Annotated in this window: 13 protein-coding genes, 1 tRNA gene and 3 rRNA genes; 5 read left to right on the top strand and 12 right to left on the bottom strand. The window is 53.3% G+C overall.

Annotation, left to right across the window (positions count from 1 at the left end):
• Nucleotides 1–16: 16 nt before the first annotated feature.
• Nucleotides 17–2809: a DNA polymerase I gene (gene polA, locus ACJ69_RS17380; RefSeq protein ID WP_059347390.1), complete on the bottom strand. Its 2793-nt coding sequence runs from the start codon at nt 2807–2809 to the stop codon at nt 17–19.
• Between the two features lie 440 nt (nt 2810–3249).
• On the opposite strand from polA, the gene ACJ69_RS17375 reads away from it, so the two are divergent.
• Entirely contained in the window at nt 3250–4158 is a 909-nt protein-coding gene (locus tag ACJ69_RS17375; RefSeq protein ID WP_059347848.1) for an acyltransferase, read from the top strand.
• A gap of 23 nt (nt 4159–4181) precedes the next feature.
• On the opposite strand, the gene dsbA is transcribed toward ACJ69_RS17375, so the two are convergent.
• The 3 genes from dsbA to ACJ69_RS17360 all read right to left on the bottom strand — a co-directional run bounded on the left by dsbA (nt 4182) and on the right by ACJ69_RS17360 (nt 6164).
• Complete coding sequence (dsbA, locus tag ACJ69_RS17370) at nt 4182–4805, bottom strand: thiol:disulfide interchange protein DsbA (protein WP_032662678.1); 624 nt, start codon at nt 4803–4805, stop codon at nt 4182–4184.
• 27 nt (nt 4806–4832) lie between these two features.
• Nucleotides 4833–5819, bottom strand: a complete 987-nt coding sequence (locus tag ACJ69_RS17365) for a serine/threonine protein kinase (RefSeq protein WP_059347388.1) — start codon at nt 5817–5819, stop codon at nt 4833–4835.
• 75 nt (nt 5820–5894) lie between these two features.
• A complete protein-coding gene (locus ACJ69_RS17360) occupies nt 5895–6164 on the bottom strand; it encodes a YihD family protein (protein ID WP_059347387.1) in 270 nt (89 codons plus the stop codon).
• A gap of 68 nt (nt 6165–6232) precedes the next feature.
• Here ACJ69_RS17360 and mobA point away from each other — a divergent pair, with 68 nt between their 5' ends.
• Entirely contained in the window at nt 6233–6817 is a 585-nt protein-coding gene (mobA, locus tag ACJ69_RS17355) for a molybdenum cofactor guanylyltransferase MobA (RefSeq protein WP_054829778.1), read from the top strand.
• Nucleotides 6814–7317 carry a molybdopterin-guanine dinucleotide biosynthesis protein MobB gene (mobB, locus tag ACJ69_RS17350; protein WP_054829779.1) on the top strand — a complete coding sequence of 168 codons (504 nt, stop codon included), beginning with the start codon at nt 6814–6816 and terminating at the stop codon, nt 7315–7317. Before mobA ends, mobB begins: the two co-directional genes overlap by 4 nt.
• Nucleotides 7318–7416: 99 nt before the next feature.
• On the opposite strand, the gene rrf is transcribed toward mobB, so the two are convergent.
• The 4 genes from rrf to ACJ69_RS17330 all read right to left on the bottom strand — a co-directional run bounded on the left by rrf (nt 7417) and on the right by ACJ69_RS17330 (nt 12384).
• A 5S ribosomal RNA gene (gene rrf, locus ACJ69_RS17345) occupies nt 7417–7532 on the bottom strand.
• Nucleotides 7533–7605: 73 nt separating this feature from the next.
• A 23S ribosomal RNA gene (locus ACJ69_RS17340) occupies nt 7606–10506 on the bottom strand.
• A 192-nt stretch (nt 10507–10698) separates the two neighbouring features.
• A tRNA-Glu gene (locus ACJ69_RS17335) sits at nt 10699–10774 on the bottom strand.
• A gap of 80 nt (nt 10775–10854) precedes the next feature.
• Nucleotides 10855–12384 (bottom strand): 16S ribosomal RNA (locus tag ACJ69_RS17330).
• Together the 16S, 23S and 5S rRNA genes with 1 tRNA gene alongside form the textbook arrangement of a ribosomal RNA operon.
• A gap of 454 nt (nt 12385–12838) precedes the next feature.
• Here ACJ69_RS17330 and ACJ69_RS17320 point away from each other — a divergent pair.
• Together ACJ69_RS17320 and mdtD are read left to right on the top strand one after the other, a co-directional pair.
• Nucleotides 12839–13546, top strand: coding sequence for a FadR/GntR family transcriptional regulator (locus ACJ69_RS17320; protein WP_059347386.1), 708 nt, complete (start codon nt 12839–12841; stop codon nt 13544–13546).
• Nucleotides 13543–14976: a multidrug transporter subunit MdtD gene (gene mdtD / locus ACJ69_RS17315; protein ID WP_029741905.1), complete on the top strand. Its 1434-nt coding sequence runs from the start codon at nt 13543–13545 to the stop codon at nt 14974–14976. The genes ACJ69_RS17320 and mdtD overlap by 4 nt, the downstream gene beginning before the upstream one ends.
• Here the strand turns inward: mdtD and rbsR are convergent.
• From rbsR to rbsC, 4 genes are all read right to left on the bottom strand, one after another.
• Entirely contained in the window at nt 14942–15934 is a 993-nt protein-coding gene (gene rbsR / locus ACJ69_RS17310; protein WP_133550759.1) for a ribose operon transcriptional repressor RbsR, read from the bottom strand. The genes mdtD and rbsR overlap by 35 nt on opposite strands.
• A 3-nt stretch (nt 15935–15937) precedes the next feature.
• Complete coding sequence (rbsK, locus tag ACJ69_RS17305; protein ID WP_059347847.1) at nt 15938–16867, bottom strand: ribokinase; 930 nt, start codon at nt 16865–16867, stop codon at nt 15938–15940.
• A gap of 106 nt (nt 16868–16973) precedes the next feature.
• Nucleotides 16974–17864: a ribose ABC transporter substrate-binding protein RbsB gene (gene rbsB, locus ACJ69_RS17300; protein WP_023333911.1), complete on the bottom strand. Its 891-nt coding sequence runs from the start codon at nt 17862–17864 to the stop codon at nt 16974–16976.
• Between the two features lie 27 nt (nt 17865–17891).
• A complete protein-coding gene (gene rbsC, locus ACJ69_RS17295) occupies nt 17892–18857 on the bottom strand; it encodes a ribose ABC transporter permease (protein ID WP_006808742.1) in 966 nt (321 codons plus the stop codon).

Below are 18857 nucleotides of genomic sequence, written 5' to 3'. Positions count from 1 at the left end.
GTTATGCGAAGAACCGTTAGTGAGCCTGATCCCAGTTTTCGCCACTTCCTACTTCCACCAGCAACGGTACGTCAAGCGTCATGCTGCTTTCCATCAGTTCGTGGATCTTCTTCGACACGGCGTCAATGTCGTCTTTGTGCACTTCAAATACCAGTTCATCGTGTACCTGCATGATCATTTTCACGCGAGGCTTCTCTTCTTCCAGCCAGGCATCAACGGCGATCATTGCACGCTTAATAATGTCAGCCGCGGTACCCTGCATCGGGGCGTTGATCGCCGCACGCTCTGCGCCAGCGCGACGCGCCGCGTTGCTGGATTTGATGTCCGGTAAGTAGAGACGGCGGCCATCCAGGGTTTCGACGTAACCTTTTTCCTTCGCCTGCGCGCGGGTGCGTTCCATATATTCCAGCACGCCCGGATAACGCTCGAAGTAGAGATCCATATACTTCTGCGACTCTTTACGCGGAATGTTGAGCTGGCGCGAAAGACCAAATGCGCTCATGCCGTAAATCAGACCGAAGTTGATCGCCTTAGCACTGCGGCGCTGCTCGTTGGTCACGCTGTCTAGCGGCAAGCCGAAGACTTCCGCCGCGGTTGCCCGGTGGATATCCTTCCCTTCGGCAAACGCGGTCAGCAGACCTTTGTCGCGGGACAGATGCGCCATAATGCGCAGCTCAATTTGCGAGTAGTCAGCAGAGACAATCAGATAATCCTCTGGTGCGATGAAAGCCTGGCGAATACGGCGGCCTTCTTCGTTACGTACCGGGATGTTCTGCAGGTTGGGATCGGTTGATGAGAGACGACCGGTCGCCGCGACAGCCTGATGGTACGACGTGTGCACGCGACCCGTTTTCGGGTTGATCATCAGCGGGAGCTTGTCGGTGTAGGTAGACTTCAGCTTCGCGAGGCCACGGTACTGCAGAATCACTTTTGGCAGCGGGTAGTCCAGCGCCAGCTCTTCCAGCACCTCTTCAGAGGTTGACGGCGCGCCGCCTGGGGTTTTCTTCAGCGGCTTGATGCCCTGCTTTTCAAACAGAATGGTTTGCAGCTGCTTCGGTGAAGAGAGATTAAACGGCTCGCCTGCAAGCTCATGCGCTTTTTGCTCAAGCTCGGTCAAACGCTGCGCCAGCTCCCCGGAGTGGTTATGCAGCACCGTTGGGTCAATCTTCACGCCGTTGCGTTCAATGCGGGACAGCACGGGCACCAGCGGCATCTCGATATGCTGGAACACGTTCAGCGGACCTTCATGCTTCTGTAGTTTTGGCCACATCTTCAGGTGCAGCTGCAGCGTGACATCAGCGTCTTCCGCCGCGTAGCGCCCCGCCTCTTCAAGAGCAATCTGGTTAAAGGTGAGCTGATTTTTTCCTTTACCAGCAATCTCTTCAAAGGTGATCGTTTTGTGCTTGAGCCAGCGGTCAGATAAGGAATCCATATCATGGCGGCCCGCGACGCTGTCCAGAATGTAGGATTCAAGCATGGTGTCGAAGGCAATCCCGCGCAGTTCAATGCCGTAGTTTTGCAGAATGCCGCGGTCGTACTTGAGGTTTTGCCCAACCTTGAGCGCCTTTTCGTCTTCCAGGATCGGCTTCAGCAGCTCAAGCACGCGTTCACGGGAAATCTGCTCCGGCGCATCCAGGTAATCGTGCGCCACGGGAACGTAGGCGGCAATACCCGGCTCTATCGCAAATGACAGGCCAACCATATTGGCAGAGATGTTATCGAGGCTGTCAGTTTCGGTATCAAAGGCAAAGACCGGCGCCTTTTTCAGTTTCTCGATCCAGGCGATCAGCTGCGACTCTTCAAGAATGGTTTCGTAGTTGTCGAAGGAAAGCGCCACGGCTTCTTCTTCTGCCTGCTCTTCTGCGTCAACGACGATCGTCTCCTTCGGCTTTGCAGCAGGTTTGGCCCCTTTTGCCTGTAGCCATTTACCGGCTTCCACGTCAGTGATCCAGCGCTTGAATTCGTATTTCTTAAACAGGCTCAGCAGATCGTCAGCTGAAGGCTGTTGCACTTCAAGCTGCTCACAGCCCAGCTCCAGTTCGACATCGGTTTTGATTGTCGCCAGCTTATAGGAGAGATAAGCCACCTCTTTGTTCTCTTCCAGTTTTCCGGCCATGGTTTTTGCGCCACGGAAGGAGAGCCCGGCGATTTTATCTGATTCCGCGTACAGCGTATCCAGCCCGCCCAGCCCCTGAAGCAGCGCCTGCGCGGTTTTTTCACCGACGCCAGGGACACCCGGGATGTTATCCGAGGAGTCGCCCATCAACGCGAGGAAGTCGATAATCAGCTCGGGCGGCACGCCATACTTTGTGACCACCTCTTCAGGCCCCAGAATGGTGTTGGTCATGGTGTTAATCAGGGTGATGTCTGGCGTCACCAGCTGCGCCATATCTTTATCACCGGTGCTGATCAGCACAGGACGACCCATCTTTTCTGCTTCACGCGCCAACGTGCCGATGACGTCATCAGCCTCAACGCCAGAGACGGCCAGCAGCGGCAGCCCCATCGCTTTTACCATGGTGTGCAGCGGCTCAATCTGTGCACGCAGATCGTCAGGCATTGGCGGACGGTGAGATTTGTAATGCTCAAACAGCTCATCGCGGAAAGTTTTACCTTTCGCATCAAAGACTACAGCCGCATGGGTTGGCTGATACTGAAGGATCAGGCTGCGCAGCATGTTCAGCACGCCGTACATTGCGCCGGTAGGTTCCCCTGCGCTATTGGTCAGAGGAGGAAACGCATGGTACGCCCGATACAGGTAAGAAGAGCCATCGACGAGAATAAGAGGGTTTTCTGGGATCTGAACCATAATGTCCGTGCCTTTAATCAATTTATGGGTAAAGGATGCCACAGAAGGATGAAAACATCAGGTATTAGCACCAGATACAGGAAAAGATTTTGCGATCGTGAGGATCGCTCGCAAAAATCAAACTGTGGATAAGTTTGTGTATATTTTCACTTCATATGAATAACAGACGTAAAAAATACATATGAGTTAATTTTTAGATCTTAATTATCATGCTGTTATCGCATTAGATCTTCTCTATATGGTCACCTGATGGCAATTTAGTCTATGTGGATATAAGCCTTGTTAAGCGCGGAATCACAGAGAAATCTTCTGCGACAGTGTAAAAGCGGCCAAATCATCACGTCAAAGCGCCATTAATTTGTCTGTTTTCTGGTAAAATCAGCGCCCGGCGTTGCATAGCCGACCGCTCACTTACAGCTAACCATTTGAAAAAGCTCATCATGTCGAGATTGCTCGCTGCAATAACATTACTGTTAAGCATCATTTTAACTATCCTGGTGACTATCGCCTGCTCTGTGCCGATCATTATCGCCGGGATTATTAAACTGCTGCTGCCTGTCCCTGTGGTGTGGCGAGCCGTGTCCGCATTTTGTAATTTCATGATGTACTGCTGGTGCGAAGGACTGGCGATCCTGCTGTGCCTGAACCCGCATCTGAAGTGGGATATCAAAGGGCTGGAGAGTCTTAACAAGAAAAACTGGTATCTGCTGATCTGCAATCACCACAGCTGGGCGGACATCGTGGTGTTATGCGTACTTTTTCGCAAACACATCCCGATGAACAAATACTTTCTGAAACAGCAGCTCGCCTGGGTGCCTTTTATCGGGCTGGCCTGCTGGGCGCTTGATATGCCGTTTATGAAACGCTATTCGCGCAGCTATTTAATTCGTCATCCCGAGCGTCGCGGCAAAGATGTGGAGACCACACGCCGTTCCTGCGAAAAGTTTCGCGCGCATCCAACGACCATCGTGAACTTTGTTGAAGGCTCCCGTTTTACGGAAGAGAAGCATCAACAAACCCGCTCTCCTTACCAGCATCTGCTGCCGCCGAAGGCGGCGGGTATTGCGATGGCGCTTAACGTGCTGGGAGCACAGTTCGATAAACTCCTGAACGTCACGCTCTGCTATCCGGAAAACGATATGACGCCGTTTTTTGATATGCTCAGCGGCAAACTTACGCGCATTGTTGTGCGTGTCGATCTGGTCCCGATAGATGCCGGGCTGCACGGTGATTACGTTAACGATAAGAATTTCAAGCGTCGTTTCCAGCAGTGGCTTAATACGCTCTGGAAAGAGAAAGACGAACAGATAGACAAGATTAAATCTTCATACAAAAACGCCGGTCAGTGACCGGCGTTTTTACATCAGCGAAATTACTTCTTCTCAACCAGATATTTCACGGTATCAGCATACTGCTGTACGAAGATATCCATGCTGCTGGTGTCCATGCCCTGCATGTTCAGCTGGTATTTGCCGTTAACAAACATCGCCGGAACGCCCTGAAGCTGGAGGTCAGCAGCCGCTTTTTCCTGCTGAGCAACCAGAGATTTCACCACAAAGCTGTTCCACGCGGCATCATACTCTTCACCTTTCACGCCGGCATCAACGAACACTTTACGGATATCCGCGGTAGTCTGAACTGTCTGGGTTTTCTGTACGGCTTCAAACATTGGCGCAGTGATTTTATCTTCCACGCCCAGTGCCATCGCAACCGCCCACGCCTGAGTCAGGTCTTTACCCAATGGGCCCAGGAACTCGACGTGATACTTGGTCATTTTGGTGCCTTCCGGCAGCTTTTTCTTCACGCTATCCGAAACATGCAGAACCTGCTCGAACTGATAGCAGTGCGGGCAGTAGAACGAGAAGAACTCCAGAACCTGTGGCTCGCCAGCGACCGGTTTGTCCAGCGTGGTGTACTGTTTGCCGTCGGTAAACTGCGCAGCAGAAGCGCTAAATGCCAGAATCATACCTGCCAGCGCCAGCCAAATTTTTTTCATGATTAACTCTCTCCTGGGTGTGTCCAATTAATACATCGGCGTTAATTGCAGAGGGGGTTCCTGAAGAACCTTGACCTGCTCAGTAAATGTAGATATCTGGCTACGCCAGTAATCCTCTCCGGTAAGCCACGGGAAATTCCGGGGAAATGCGGGATCGTCCCAACGCCTGATTAACCATGCGAGATAATAAACAAAACGCATCGCACGTAAAGGCTCAATCAGGGCAATTTCGTCTGAATTAAACGGGCTAAATTCTTCATAAGCTTCAATAATGGTTTCAAGCTGCATGCGTTGCTCGGCTTTGTCGCCATTGAGCAGCATCCACAGGTCCTGAACCGCTGGCCCCATACGCGCATCATCGAGATCGACAAACAGCGGGCCATCACGCCAGAGGATATTTCCGGCATGACAATCGCCGTGCAGGCGCAGAACGGTAATATCGTCGCGCCAGCAGGTTTTAACGGCAGCAATGAGCTTATCGGTGGCGTTGAGGAAATCATCCTTTAACGCAGTGGGGATCATGGCAGACGTTTCGAATATTCCCCGCGGTTCAAGAAGGTATTCCTGAATTCCGATAGTCGGGCGGGCAATAAAGGCTTTTTTGCGTCCCGTCTGGTGTATGCGCCCAAGATAGCGGGCAACCCACTCCATCTGATCGATATTATCCGCTTCAAACTGGCGCCCCCCCAGGCTCGGGAATACAGCGTAGTAAAACCCTTCGTGCGTGAGGAGCGTTTGGTTATTAAATTTTAGCGGTGCGGCAACGGGAACATCGTCATCCAGCAGATCGTGAGCAAACTGATGCTCTTCCTGAATTTGTTCTGCGGACCAGCGTTCAGGGCGATAGAACTTTACGACGAAGCGCTGACGATCCTCGTCCTGAAATTGATAGACGCGGTTTTCGTAGCTGTTTAACGGTGTTAGCCCGGAATCCACCCGAATACCCTGTTCAAACAGGGCATCCATAATGGTGTCCGGGTGTAATGTCTGGAAAGTAAAAGCCTGGTCGTTCATCCGATCATCCGGAAATTATACGAATGATTCAGGATATCATCTTGTGGCGATTTCGGTGCCGCCGCTTACAAGCTTTTACTCTTTAATTACGCCTCGGGCGCTCAGTAATGCGGTCTTAAAATCTTCCTCATAATCCTTCTGAATACCAGGAATAACAGCATCTTTGGCAGAATCACGCATTTTAAGGTGGTAGATCAGGATGTCGTCAGAAAGGTCTGCCAGATCGCCGTCAAAACCTGACTCTTTCGCTAGTTTCTGTAAAAATTGCATCAGATTTAGCTCTGGCTCTTTTTGCCAGGCGGGCTGGAGGAGTTCAATAACTTCATTCAGACGTTTACATTTCATGGTGGTGCTCCTTTCATTTAGAGTGACACGTTAGCAGGGTCAATCCCACAATAAAAGAGGCGATATTCGTGAATCTTAGCCAGGAAATCATTGGGGTCGTTCTGGCAGGTGGCAGAGCAACACGAATGGGGGGAAAAGATAAGGGGCTTCAACGCCTGAACGGCAAACCCTTATGGCAATGTGTCGCTGATACGCTCGCAGGCCAGGTGTCGACAATGGTCATCAGTGCTAACCGGCATATCGACACTTACCAGCTCAGCGGGTACGCCGTTTACCAGGATATCCTTGAGGATTACCCGGGACCGCTGGCCGGGATGCTTTCGGTCATGCAACAGTCTCGCGGAGAGTGGTTCATCTTCTGTCCATGCGATACTCCGTTTATTCCGTCCTGTCTTGTCGAGCGTTTGTTGCTGCTTCGCGGTACGGCTCCTGTGGTTTGGGTACATGACGGCGAGCGTGATCATCCTGCTATCGCATTGATGCACCGATCCCTGGCGCCAGCCTTGCAGTCCTATCTGGCTGCGGGAGAGCGCAGGGTGATGGCTTTTATGCGCGAGTCTGGCGGTCATCCCGTTGATTTTAGCGATTTAAAATCAGCATTTGTGAATGTGAATACGCCTGACGATTTGCAGATGATGCAGGAGAAAAGATGATACCTGTTGTAGCCATTTCCGCCTGGAGTGGGACCGGGAAAACCACGCTGCTGAAAAAGCTCATTACTGCGCTTTGTGCAAGAGGTATCCGTCCAGGATTGATTAAGCATACCCACCATAATATGGATGTCGATACACCGGGAAAAGACAGCTTTGAGCTGCGTAAAGCGGGAGCAGCACAAACGATGGTGGCAAGTACTCAACGCTGGGCGTTAATGACAGAAACGCCGGATGTGGCGCCGCTGGATCTCGCGTATCTGGTCAGCCGGATGGATCATTCCACGCTCGATCTGGTGCTGGTTGAGGGATTTAAGCATGAGGCCGTGCCTAAGATCCTGCTGTTCAGAAGCGATGCCGGGCATGATATCAGCGAGTTAACGCTGGATGAGCATGTGATTGCGGTGGCCAGTGATGTTGTATTGCCGCTTGAGGTTACGGTGCTGGACTTAAATGATGTGGAAGGGATTACGGAGTTTATAGTGGAGTGGAGTGCGATCTGACTTACCGGGGGGCGGTTTCGCCCTACCCGGCCTACAAATTTCTGAGGTGCTTAAACGCAAAAAGGCCATCCTTTCGGATGGCCTCTTCACTTATTTGATGCCTGGCAGTTCCCTACTCTCACATGGGGAGACCCCACACTACCATCGGCGCTACGGCGTTTCACTTCTGAGTTCGGCATGGGGTCAGGTGGGACCACCGCGCTAAAGCCGCCAGGCAAATTCTGTTAAATCTGTATCAAAGCTGAAATTTGATTGTCTGTCTCTTCGCCGAAACAGCTTCGGCGTTGTAAGGTTAAGCCTCACGGTTCATTAGTATCGGTTAGCTCAACGCATCGCTGCGCTTACACACCCGACCTATCAACGTCGTAGTCTTCAACGTTCCTTCAGGACCCTTAAAGGGTCAGGGAGAACTCATCTCGGGGCAAGTTTCGTGCTTAGATGCTTTCAGCACTTATCTTTTCCGCATTTAGCTACCGGGCAATGCCATTGGCATGACAACCCGAACACCAGTGATGCGTCCACTCCGGTCCTCTCGTACTAGGAGCAGCCCCCCTCAATTCTCCAGCGCCCACGGCAGATAGGGACCGAACTGTCTCACGACGTTCTAAACCCAGCTCGCGTACCACTTTAAATGGCGAACAGCCATACCCTTGGGACCTACTTCAGCCCCAGGATGTGATGAGCCGACATCGAGGTGCCAAACACCGCCGTCGATATGAACTCTTGGGCGGTATCAGCCTGTTATCCCCGGAGTACCTTTTATCCGTTGAGCGATGGCCCTTCCATTCAGAACCACCGGATCACTATGACCTGCTTTCGCACCTGCTCGAGCCGTCACTCTCGCAGTCAAGCTAGCTTATGCCATTGCACTAACCTCCTGATGTCCGACCAGGATTAGCTAACCTTCGTGCTCCTCCGTTACTCTTTGGGAGGAGACCGCCCCAGTCAAACTACCCACCAGACACTGTCCGCAACCCGGATTACGGGTCTACGTTAGAACACCAGCCATTAAAGGGTGGTATTTCAAGGTCGGCTCCACGCAGACTGGCGTCCACGCTTCAAAGCCTCCCACCTATCCTACACATCAAGGACCAGTGTTCAGTGTCAAGCTATAGTAAAGGTTCACGGGGTCTTTCCGTCTTGCCGCGGGTACACTGCATCTTCACAGCGAGTTCAATTTCACTGAGTCTCGGGTGGAGACAGCCTGGCCATCATTACGCCATTCGTGCAGGTCGGAACTTACCCGACAAGGAATTTCGCTACCTTAGGACCGTTATAGTTACGGCCGCCGTTTACCGGGGCTTCGATCAAGAGCTTCGCGTTGCCGCTAACCCCATCAATTAACCTTCCGGCACCGGGCAGGCGTCACACCGTATACGTCCACTTTCGTGTTTGCACAGTGCTGTGTTTTTAATAAACAGTTGCAGCCAGCTGGTATCTTCGACTGATTTCAGCTCCACCCGCAGGGGCTTCACCTACATATCAGCGTGCCTTCTCCCGAAGTTACGGCACCATTTTGCCTAGTTCCTTCACCCGAGTTCTCTCAAGCGCCTTGGTATTCTCTACCTGACCACCTGTGTCGGTTTGGGGTACGATTTGATGTTACCTGATGCTTAGAGGCTTTTCCTGGAAGCAGGGCATTTGTTACTTCAGCACCGTAGTGCCTCGTCATCACACCTCAGCGTTAATAAACGACCGGATTTACCTAATCGTTCCGCCTACATGCTTAAACCGGGACAACCGTCGCCCGGCTAACATAGCCTTCTCCGTCCCCCCTTCGCAGTAACACCAAGTACAGGAATATTAACCTGTTTCCCATCGACTACGCCTTTCGGCCTCGCCTTAGGGGCCGACTCACCCTGCCCCGATTAACGTTGGACAGGAACCCTTGGTCTTCCGGCGAGCGGGCTTTTCACCCGCTTTATCGTTACTTATGTCAGCATTCGCACTTCTGATACCTCCAGCATGCCTCACAGCACACCTTCAACGGCTTACAGAACGCTCCCCTACCCAACAACGCATAAGCGTCGCTGCCGCAGCTTCGGTGCATGGTTTAGCCCCGTTACATCTTCCGCGCAGGCCGACTCGACCAGTGAGCTATTACGCTTTCTTTAAATGATGGCTGCTTCTAAGCCAACATCCTGGCTGTCTGTGCCTTCCCACATCGTTTCCCACTTAACCATGACTTTGGGACCTTAGCTGGCGGTCTGGGTTGTTTCCCTCTTCACGACGGACGTTAGCACCCGCCGTGTGTCTCCCGTGATAACATTCTTCGGTGTTCGTAGTTTGCATCGGGTTGGTAAGCCGGGATGGCCCCCTAGCCGAAACAGTGCTCTACCCCCGAAGATGAGTTCACGAGGCGCTACCTAAATAGCTTTCGGGGAGAACCAGCTATCTCCCGGTTTGATTGGCCTTTCACCCCCAGCCACAAGTCATCCGCTAATTTTTCAACATTAGTCGGTTCGGTCCTCCAGTTAGTGTTACCCAACCTTCAACCTGCCCATGGCTAGATCAGGGTTTCGGGTCTATACCCTGCAACTTAACGCCCAGTTAAGACTCGGTTTCCCTTCGGCTCCCCTATACGGTTAACCTTGCTACAGAATATAAGTCGCTGACCCATTATACAAAAGGTACGCAGTCACACCACAAGGGTGCTCCCACTGCTTGTACGTACACGGTTTCAGGTTCTTTTTCACTCCCCTCGCCGGGGTTCTTTTCGCCTTTCCCTCACGGTACTGGTTCACTATCGGTCAGTCAGGAGTATTTAGCCTTGGAGGATGGTCCCCCCATATTCAGACAGGATACCACGTGTCCCGCCCTACTCTTCGAGTTCACAACCTGTGTGCTTTCGTGTACGGGGCTGTCACCCTGTATCGCCGGACTTTCCAGACCGTTCCACTAACACACAAGCTGATTCAGACTCTGGGCTGCTCCCCGTTCGCTCGCCGCTACTGGGGGAATCTCGGTTGATTTCTTTTCCTCGGGGTACTTAGATGTTTCAGTTCCCCCTCGCCTCGTTAACCTATGTATTCAGTTAACGATAGTGTGACGAATCACACTGGGTTTCCCCATTCGGACATCGCCGGGTCAAAGGTTCATATCACCTCGCCGGCGCTTTTCGCAGATTAGCACGTCCTTCATCGCCTCTGACTGCCAGGGCATCCACCGTGTACGCTTAGTCGCTTAACCTCACAACCCGAAGATGTTTCTTTCGATTCATCATCAAATTGCGAAAATTTGAGAGACTCGAACACACATAACATGTGTGTCGTTTCAATTTTCAGCTTGATCCAGATTTTTAAAGAGCAAATATCTCAAACGTCACCCGAAGATGAGTTTTGAGATATGACGGCAGGTGACTTTCACTCACGAACCAGCAAGTGGCGTCCCCTAGGGGATTCGAACCCCTGTTACCGCCGTGAAAGGGCGGTGTCCTGGGCCTCTAGACGAAGGGGACACTGAAGTCTCAATCGCAAGACGCCTTGCTATTTACTTTTCATCAGACATGTGGACACTACAAAGGCAGGTTCTTTAAGGTAAGGAGGTGATCCAACCGCAGGTTCCCCTACGGTTACCTTGTTACGACTTCACCCCAGTCATGAATCACAAAGTGGTAAGCGCCCTCCCGAAGGTTAAGCTACCTACTTCTTTTGCAACCCACTCCCATGGTGTGACGGGCGGTGTGTACAAGGCCCGGGAACGTATTCACCGTAGCATTCTGATCTACGATTACTAGCGATTCCGACTTCATGGAGTCGAGTTGCAGACTCCAATCCGGACTACGACGCACTTTATGAGGTCCGCTTGCTCTCGCGAGGTCGCTTCTCTTTGTATGCGCCATTGTAGCACGTGTGTAGCCCTACTCGTAAGGGCCATGATGACTTGACGTCATCCCCACCTTCCTCCAGTTTATCACTGGCAGTCTCCTTTGAGTTCCCGGCCGGACCGCTGGCAACAAAGGATAAGGGTTGCGCTCGTTGCGGGACTTAACCCAACATTTCAACACGAGCTGACGACAGCCATGCAGCACCTGTCTCAGAGTTCCCGAAGGCACCAATCCATCTCTGGAAAGTTCTCTGGATGTCAAGAGTAGGTAAGGTTCTTCGCGTTGCATCGAATTAAACCACATGCTCCACCGCTTGTGCGGGCCCCCGTCAATTCATTTGAGTTTTAACCTTGCGGCCGTACTCCCCAGGCGGTCGACTTAACGCGTTAGCTCCGGAAGCCACGCCTCAAGGGCACAACCTCCAAGTCGACATCGTTTACGGCGTGGACTACCAGGGTATCTAATCCTGTTTGCTCCCCACGCTTTCGCACCTGAGCGTCAGTCTTTGTCCAGGGGGCCGCCTTCGCCACCGGTATTCCTCCAGATCTCTACGCATTTCACCGCTACACCTGGAATTCTACCCCCCTCTACAAGACTCTAGCCTGCCAGTTTCGAATGCAGTTCCCAGGTTGAGCCCGGGGATTTCACATCCGACTTGACAGACCGCCTGCGGCTTTACGCCCAGTAATTCCGATTAACGCTTGCACCCTCCGTATTACCGCGGCTGCTGGCACGGAGTTAGCCGGTGCTTCTTCTGCGGGTAACGTCAATCGACAAGGTTATTAACCTTATCGCCTTCCTCCCCGCTGAAAGTACTTTACAACCCGAAGGCCTTCTTCATACACGCGGCATGGCTGCATCAGGCTTGCGCCCATTGTGCAATATTCCCCACTGCTGCCTCCCGTAGGAGTCTGGACCGTGTCTCAGTTCCAGTGTGGCTGGTCATCCTCTCAGACCAGCTAGGGATCGTCGCCTAGGTGAGCCGTTACCCCACCTACTAGCTAATCCCATCTGGGCACATCTGATGGCAAGAGGCCCGAAGGTCCCCCTCTTTGGTCTTGCGACGTTATGCGGTATTAGCTACCGTTTCCAGTAGTTATCCCCCTCCATCAGGCAGTTTCCCAGACATTACTCACCCGTCCGCCGCTCGTCACCCAGGAGCAAGCTCGCTACCGCTCGACTTGCATGTGTTAGGCCTGCCGCCAGCGTTCAATCTGAGCCATGATCAAACTCTTCAATTTAAGTTTGATGCTCGTGAATTAAACTTCGTAATGAATTACGTATGTTCACTCAGAGACTTGGTATTCATTTATTGTCCGAAGACATTAAGAATCCATGTCACTTTGAGTGCCCACACAGATTGTCTGATAAATTGTTAAAGAGCAGTGCCGCTTCGCTTTTCGCTGCGGCGCGGGGTGTGCATATTACGCTTTCCCGCTTCAGAGTCAAGCGTTTATTTTCGCTTTTCTCTGCTGACCCGGCGGCGTGTGTGCCGTTGTTCCGTGTCAGTGGAGGCGCATTATAGGGAGTTATTCCGACGTGACAAGAGGAAATTTAAAAAAAGTTTCCATCCGCGTTTTTTTTCACCAACAGAGGTGAAATCAAGCTACAAATTGTTCTATTTGATGTCTCTGCAACCACAATCACATTCGAGGTGGCATAATTATCAGCATGAATCTTTAAGGAATAAAAGCGATGCCATTAAGCGCACAACAGCTGGCCGCCCAAAAAAACCTGTCGTACGTGCTGGCAGAAAAGCTGGCTCAGCGGATTTTAGCGGGTAAATATGCCCCGGGCAGCATACTGCCGGGTGAGATGGAGCTGGGTGAGCAGTTTGGGGTGAGCCGTACCGCCGTTCGCGAAGCGGTGAAAACCCTGACGGCAAAAGGTATGGTGCTTCCACGCCCTCGCATTGGCACACGCGTGATGCCACAGAGTAACTGGAATTTTCTCGATCAGGAGCTGCTCTCCTGGTGGATGACGGAAGATAACTTTCATCAGGTCGTCGATCACTTTCTGGTGATGCGCAGCAGCCTTGAACCTCAGGCATGTCTGCTTGCCGCCACGCTAGGAACGGCAGAGCAGAAAGCGCAGCTTAACGCATTGATGGAAGAGATGGTGTTCCTGAAAAAACACTTCAACCGCGAACGCTGGGTTGAGGTCGATATGGCCTGGCATGAACACATCTATATGATGAGCGCCAATCCGTTTCTCACCTCTTTTGCCTCTTTATTTCATTCGGTGTATCACACCTACTTTACCTCTATTACACAAAACGAAGTGGTAAAACTGGATTTGCACCAGGCGATAGTAGATGCCATCCAGGAAAGCGACGGGCAGCGAGCCCTGAGTGCGTGCCAGGCACTGCTGGCCGCGCCAACCCACCAGCAGGTAAATAGATGACAAACAAAAAAGCGCGCAGCATGGCCGGATTGCCGTGGATTGCAGCCATGGCGTTTTTTATGCAGGCACTGGATGCCACCATCCTCAACACAGCGCTTCCCGCTATAGCGCAAAGCCTTAACCGCTCGCCGCTGGCGATGCAGTCCGCCATCATCAGCTATACCCTGACGGTCGCAATGTTAATTCCGGTCAGCGGCTGGCTGGCCGACCGCTTTGGCACCCGCAGAGTTTTCATGCTGGCCGTAACGCTCTTTACGCTCGGTTCGCTAGCCTGTGCGCTCTCCTCATCCTTAACGGAGCTGGTTATCTTTCGCGTATTGCAGGGCATTGGCGGCGCGATGATGATGCCGGTGGCGCGTCTTGCCTTGCTGCGAGCCTACCCCAGGAGCGAACTGCTTCCCGTGCTCAACTTCGTCACCATGCCGGGCCTGGTCGGCCCGATTCTTGGCCCGGTACTCGGTGGCGTGTTTGTCACCTGGGCAAGCTGGCACTGGATCTTCCTGATTAATATTCCGATTGGCGTTGCGGGACTGCTGTATGCCCGCAAATATATGCCAAACTTCACCACGCCAAGGCGCAGCTTCGACATGGGCGGCTTTTTCCTGTTTGGCCTGAGCCTGGTGTTATTTTCCAGCGGAATGGAGCTGTTTGGCGAGAAGATCGTCGCGACGTGGTTAGCGCTCTCCGTTATCCTCGGCGGTATTCTTTTATTCCTTCTTTATATACGTCACGCGCGCCGTCACCCGACGCCGTTAATTTCCCTGGGGCTCTTTAACACCCGAACGTTTTCCGTTGGGATTGCAGGGAACATTGCGTCTCGTCTGGGGACGGGTTGCGTACCGTTCCTGATGCCATTGATGCTGCAGGTGGGTTTCGGCTACCCGGCTCTGATTGCCGGCTGCATGATGGCGCCCACGGCAATGGGCTCGATCCTGGCAAAATCTACCGTCACGCAGGTGCTGCGCTGGTTTGGCTATCGTAAGACGCTGGTCGGCGTGACGGTCTTTATCGGCCTGATGATTGCGCAGTTCTCGCTGCAATCCGCCGCGTTACCCGTCTGGATGCTGATCCTGCCGCTGTTTGTGTTGGGCATGGCGATGTCGACGCAGTTCACGTCGATGAACACCATCACCCTCGCCGATCTGACTGACGAGAACGCCAGCAGCGGCAACAGCGTGCTGGCGGTAACGCAACAGCTGTCGATCAGTTTAGGGGTTGCCGTGAGTGCAGCGGTGCTGCGGTTTTATGAAGGTTTCGACAGCGCAAATACCGTTGAGCAGTTCCACTATACCTTTATCACCATGGGCGCACTTACCGTGGTATCGGCGCTGGTCTTTATGCTGTTAAAACCGAAAGACGGCCGAAACCTGATTAAAGAGCGTCACAAAGAGAAAGCTAAACCGAACCGCGTTCCATCAGAACAGGAGTAAGCTGCAGGCGTTGCTGTTGCAGCGTGGGCTGCGCCATACGGTGGATCAACACATCGATGGCCAGCTCGCCCAGTTCATCTTTTGGCTGATGGATCGTGGTCAGCGGCGGCGTCATGTAGCTGGCCAGTTCGATATCGTCATAGCCAATCACCGCCATATCATCAGGCACGCGTAGCCCCGCCTGATACAACGCCTGGTAGGCCCCAAACGCCATCGCGTCGTTACCAATAAACACCGCCTGCGGACGCGGCTTTTGCGCCAGCAGTTTCTGCATCGCCTCGAAACCGCCGTTAAATTCAAAATCACCGGTGATTCGATAGCCATCAGGAATGGCAAGCCCTGCCCGTTCCATGGCGGAGAGATACCCTTCCAGACGCAAACGCGCCGGAGTTTTATCCAGCGGCCCCGTAATACAGGCAATGCGAGTGTGTCCTTTATCAATCAGGTGCTGAGTCGCCATATCACCGCCCAGCAGGGAGTTATCCTGAATGAGATCGCTGGTTCCGTCGAACGGCGCCCAGTCCATCATCACGGTGGGAATTGAAGGATAACGCTGGATAATCTCTTTCGAGGGCTGGTGCGTTTCGGTGCAGAGCAGCAATAGCCCGTCGACGCGTTTTTGCATCAGCGTTTCCAGATTACGATTCATCCGCTGCTCGTCGCCCTCGGTATTACACAGCACCAGGCTGTAGCCACGCTCGAAGCAGCTGCGCTCCACGCCGCGAACCAGTTCTGAATAAAAGGGGTTGGTACTGGCGGTGATCAGCATACCGATGGTGCGCGTCTGGTTGAGCTTAAGGCTGCGCGCCAGCGCAGACGGCGCATAGTTGAGTTCTTTTACCGCAGCTTCGACTTTCTCCCGAATCGCCTCGCTGACGAAGCGATCGTTGTTTATAACGTGAGAGACCGTCGAGGTAGAAACGCCCGCCATGCGGGCGACATCTTTCATTGTGGCCAAGCGTTACCCCTGCTGACTTAAGAATTCATCGATCTCTTTACGCCACGGAACGGAAGGCTGTGCGCCCTTGCGCGTCACCGCAATCGCGGCAGCAGCGTGTGCAAAGCGAATAGCGTCATCCATTCTCTTGCCTTCCAGCAGCGCGGTCACCAGTGCACCATTGAAGGTATCTCCCGCCGCGATGGTATCAATCGCTTTGACCTTAAAGCCCGGCATGCGGCGGCCTTCGCCATTGACGCTTGCCCACACCCCACGGCTACCAAGGGTGATAATCACGGTGCCGATGCCCTTATCGTGCAGTGCACGCGCGGCTCGTGCGGCATCGTCATCATTTTCTACGCAAATGCCCGTCAGCTTTTCGGCTTCGGTTTCGTTCGGCGTAATGATATCCACCAGCGCCAGCAGCTCGTCTGATAATACACGGGCTGGAGCCGGGTTAAGTACGACAGTGGTATGATTTTCATGCGCAATTTTCGCGGCGGCCAGCACGCTTTCAACCGGTGACTCCAGTTGCATGAGCAGGGCTTCCGCTCCGGCGATGATGGCACGTTGCGCTTCCACGCGCTCCGTCGTCAGCGCAGCGTTAGCACCCGCATGAATACCGATGACATTCTCACCTTCAGCGTTGACGAAAATCAGCGCCACGCCGGTCGATTCCCCTGCAATCACGCTGACCGGTGCGATATCAATGTTGTCGCTCGCCAGCTGTTTGCGTACTCGCTCACCGGTATCGTCATCACCCGTGCAGGCGATAAACGCAATATTCGCCCCGCTGCGACCGGCGGCGACGGCCTGGTTGGCACCTTTACCGCCAAATGCCACCTGATACTGGTTACCCGTGACGGTTTCGCCCGGTGTAGGGAACGATTCAAGGTTAAGAATGTGATCGGCATTGATACTGCCAAGGACGACGAGGTTGCCTGCGGTTTTCATGGTTGGGTTGTCCATCTGAGAGCGCCACCGGTGTTACCCGGTGGCGTATGCCACACTTTTCTTTATTGGTGTCCCTCAGGCAGCCAGCGACTGCCTGATTCGCCTTTTACTGCTTGATGACCAGCTTCAGGTCAACCGGGTATTTGGCCTGAACTTTTTCGCCCTTCAGCACTTTGTCGGCAGTTTCAACGCCAGTGGCGCCAATCTGCTCAGGCAGCTGAGCGATGGTCGCAGCCAGTTTGCCATCGTTTACTGCTTTTTCACCATCCGGCGTGCCGTCAAATCCGACAACCATCACATCAGATTTACCTGCGGTCTGCAGGGCACGCAGCGCGCCGAGCGCCATTTCGTCGTTCTGTGCGAACACGGCCTGCACGTCAGGATGCGCGGTCAGCAGGTTCTGCATAACGTTCAGACCTTTAGTACGGTCGAAGTCTGCCGGCTGGCTGGCCAGCACGTTGAATTTGTGTGCAGCCACAGCCTGCTGGAAGCCTTCACCACGCTCGCGAGCTGCGGAAGTTCCGGCAATCCCCTGCAGTTCGATAACCTTCGCGCCTTCGCCGGCTTTCTTCGCGATGTAATCACCCGCGATTTTGCCGCCCAGCACGTTATCAGAGGCAATGTGGCTGACCACCTCACCTTTAGACGCCTGACGGTCCAGGGTGATCACCGGGATCTTCGCCTGGTTTGCCATCTTCACGGCGTTGCCTACGGCATCAGAATCGGTTGGGTTGATCAGTAGAATTTTGGTGCCGCGAACGGTTAAGTCCTGAACGTTAGCCAGCTCTTTCGCCGGGTTGTTCTGAGAATCCAGAACCACCAGGTTGTAGCCCAGCTTGTCCGCTTCTTTCTGTGCACCGTCCTTCAGGGAGACGAAGAACGGGTTGTTCAGGGTAGAGACAACCAGCGCGATGGTATCTTTCGCCATGGCGTTAGCACTTACGGTTGCGCTCAGCGCGACAGCAGAAACCAGGGTAGCCAGTTTTTTCATGTTCATATCTAAGATGTCCTGTAGTGTCGTCAGTTACTGTTTTTTGTTGTCTACCAGTACCGCCAGCAAAATCACCACTGCCTTAACGATCATCTGGTAATAGGAGGAAACACCTAACAAATTCAAACCATTATTCAGGAAACCAAGAATCAGTGCGCCGATCAATGTCCCAACAATGCGACCTTTACCGCCCGCAAGACTCGTACCGCCCAGAACCACTGCCGCGATAGCATCCAGCTCATAACCCGTACCCGCCGTCGGCTGCGCGGAGGAGAGGCGCGCCACTTCGATGATGCCTGCCAGTGACGCCAGCAGACCGCACAGGGAGTAAACGATAATTTTGACTTTATTAACGCTGATACCGGACAGTCGCGTTGCCGCTTCGTTACCGCCCAGCGCATAGATATAACGGCCCAGACGGGTGTGGTGCAGCATGTACCACGCCGCCAGGAAGACGATAGCCATGATCCAGACCGGGGTCGGAACACCCAGCGGGCGACCGATACCGAACCAGCCAAACAGATCGGCGTTATCGGTAAAGCCGGTATTAACCGGGCTGCCGTTGGTGTAAACCATGGTCACACCGCGCAGCAGCAGCATCATCACCAGCGTGGCGATGAACGCCTGAACGCGGCCTTTTGCCACAATCACACCGGTTACGGCACCAATCGCCGCGCCTGCCGCCAGGGCAGCGGCCACAGCCACCAGCGCGTTGACTTCAATGCCGACAATCGAAGCGGCGATCGCACCGGTGAGCGCCAGCAGGGAACCGACGGACAGATCGATACCCGAGGTCAAAATCACCAGCGTCATGCCGACCGCCATAATGGCGTTCACCGACGTCTGCTGCAGAATGTTGAACAGGTTATTAACGGTGAAAAAGTTCGGGCTCATGGTGGACACAATCGCGATCAGCACCAGCAGGGCAATCAGCGATTTTTGTTCCATCAGCCATGCCTTTGTGAAATAGCGGCGACCAGAAACAGCCTGGGTAGTCAT

It is taken from the genome of Enterobacter asburiae (assembly GCF_001521715.1).
In the GTDB taxonomy this organism is placed as follows: Bacteria; Pseudomonadota; Gammaproteobacteria; order Enterobacterales; family Enterobacteriaceae; genus Enterobacter; species Enterobacter asburiae.
Note: the sequence above shows the minus strand (reverse complement) of the source record. Positions and strands in the feature narration are given on the sequence as shown.

What these genes read in the sequence shown, in the direction of transcription:
- mdtD (WP_029741905.1), top strand. Translation starts at nt 13,543, where the DNA reads ATGACAAACAAAAAAGCGCGCAGCATGGCCGGATTGCCGTGGATTGCA.
- ACJ69_RS17375 (WP_059347848.1), top strand. Translation starts at nt 3,250, where the DNA reads ATGTCGAGATTGCTCGCTGCAATAACATTACTGTTAAGCATCATTTTA.
- polA (WP_059347390.1), bottom strand. Translation starts at nt 2,809, where the DNA reads ATGGTTCAGATCCCAGAAAACCCTCTTATTCTCGTCGATGGCTCTTCT.
- ACJ69_RS17365 (WP_059347388.1), bottom strand. Translation starts at nt 5,819, where the DNA reads ATGAACGACCAGGCTTTTACTTTCCAGACATTACACCCGGACACCATT.
- rbsB (WP_023333911.1), bottom strand. Translation starts at nt 17,864, where the DNA reads ATGAACATGAAAAAACTGGCTACCCTGGTTTCTGCTGTCGCGCTGAGC.
- dsbA (WP_032662678.1), bottom strand. Translation starts at nt 4,805, where the DNA reads ATGAAAAAAATTTGGCTGGCGCTGGCAGGTATGATTCTGGCATTTAGC.
- rbsK (WP_059347847.1), bottom strand. Translation starts at nt 16,867, where the DNA reads ATGAAAACCGCAGGCAACCTCGTCGTCCTTGGCAGTATCAATGCCGAT.
- ACJ69_RS17360 (WP_059347387.1), bottom strand. Translation starts at nt 6,164, where the DNA reads ATGAAATGTAAACGTCTGAATGAAGTTATTGAACTCCTCCAGCCCGCC.
- rbsC (WP_006808742.1), bottom strand. Translation starts at nt 18,857, where the DNA reads ATGACTACCCAGGCTGTTTCTGGTCGCCGCTATTTCACAAAGGCATGG.
- mobB (WP_054829779.1), top strand. Translation starts at nt 6,814, where the DNA reads ATGATACCTGTTGTAGCCATTTCCGCCTGGAGTGGGACCGGGAAAACC.
- ACJ69_RS17320 (WP_059347386.1), top strand. Translation starts at nt 12,839, where the DNA reads ATGCCATTAAGCGCACAACAGCTGGCCGCCCAAAAAAACCTGTCGTAC.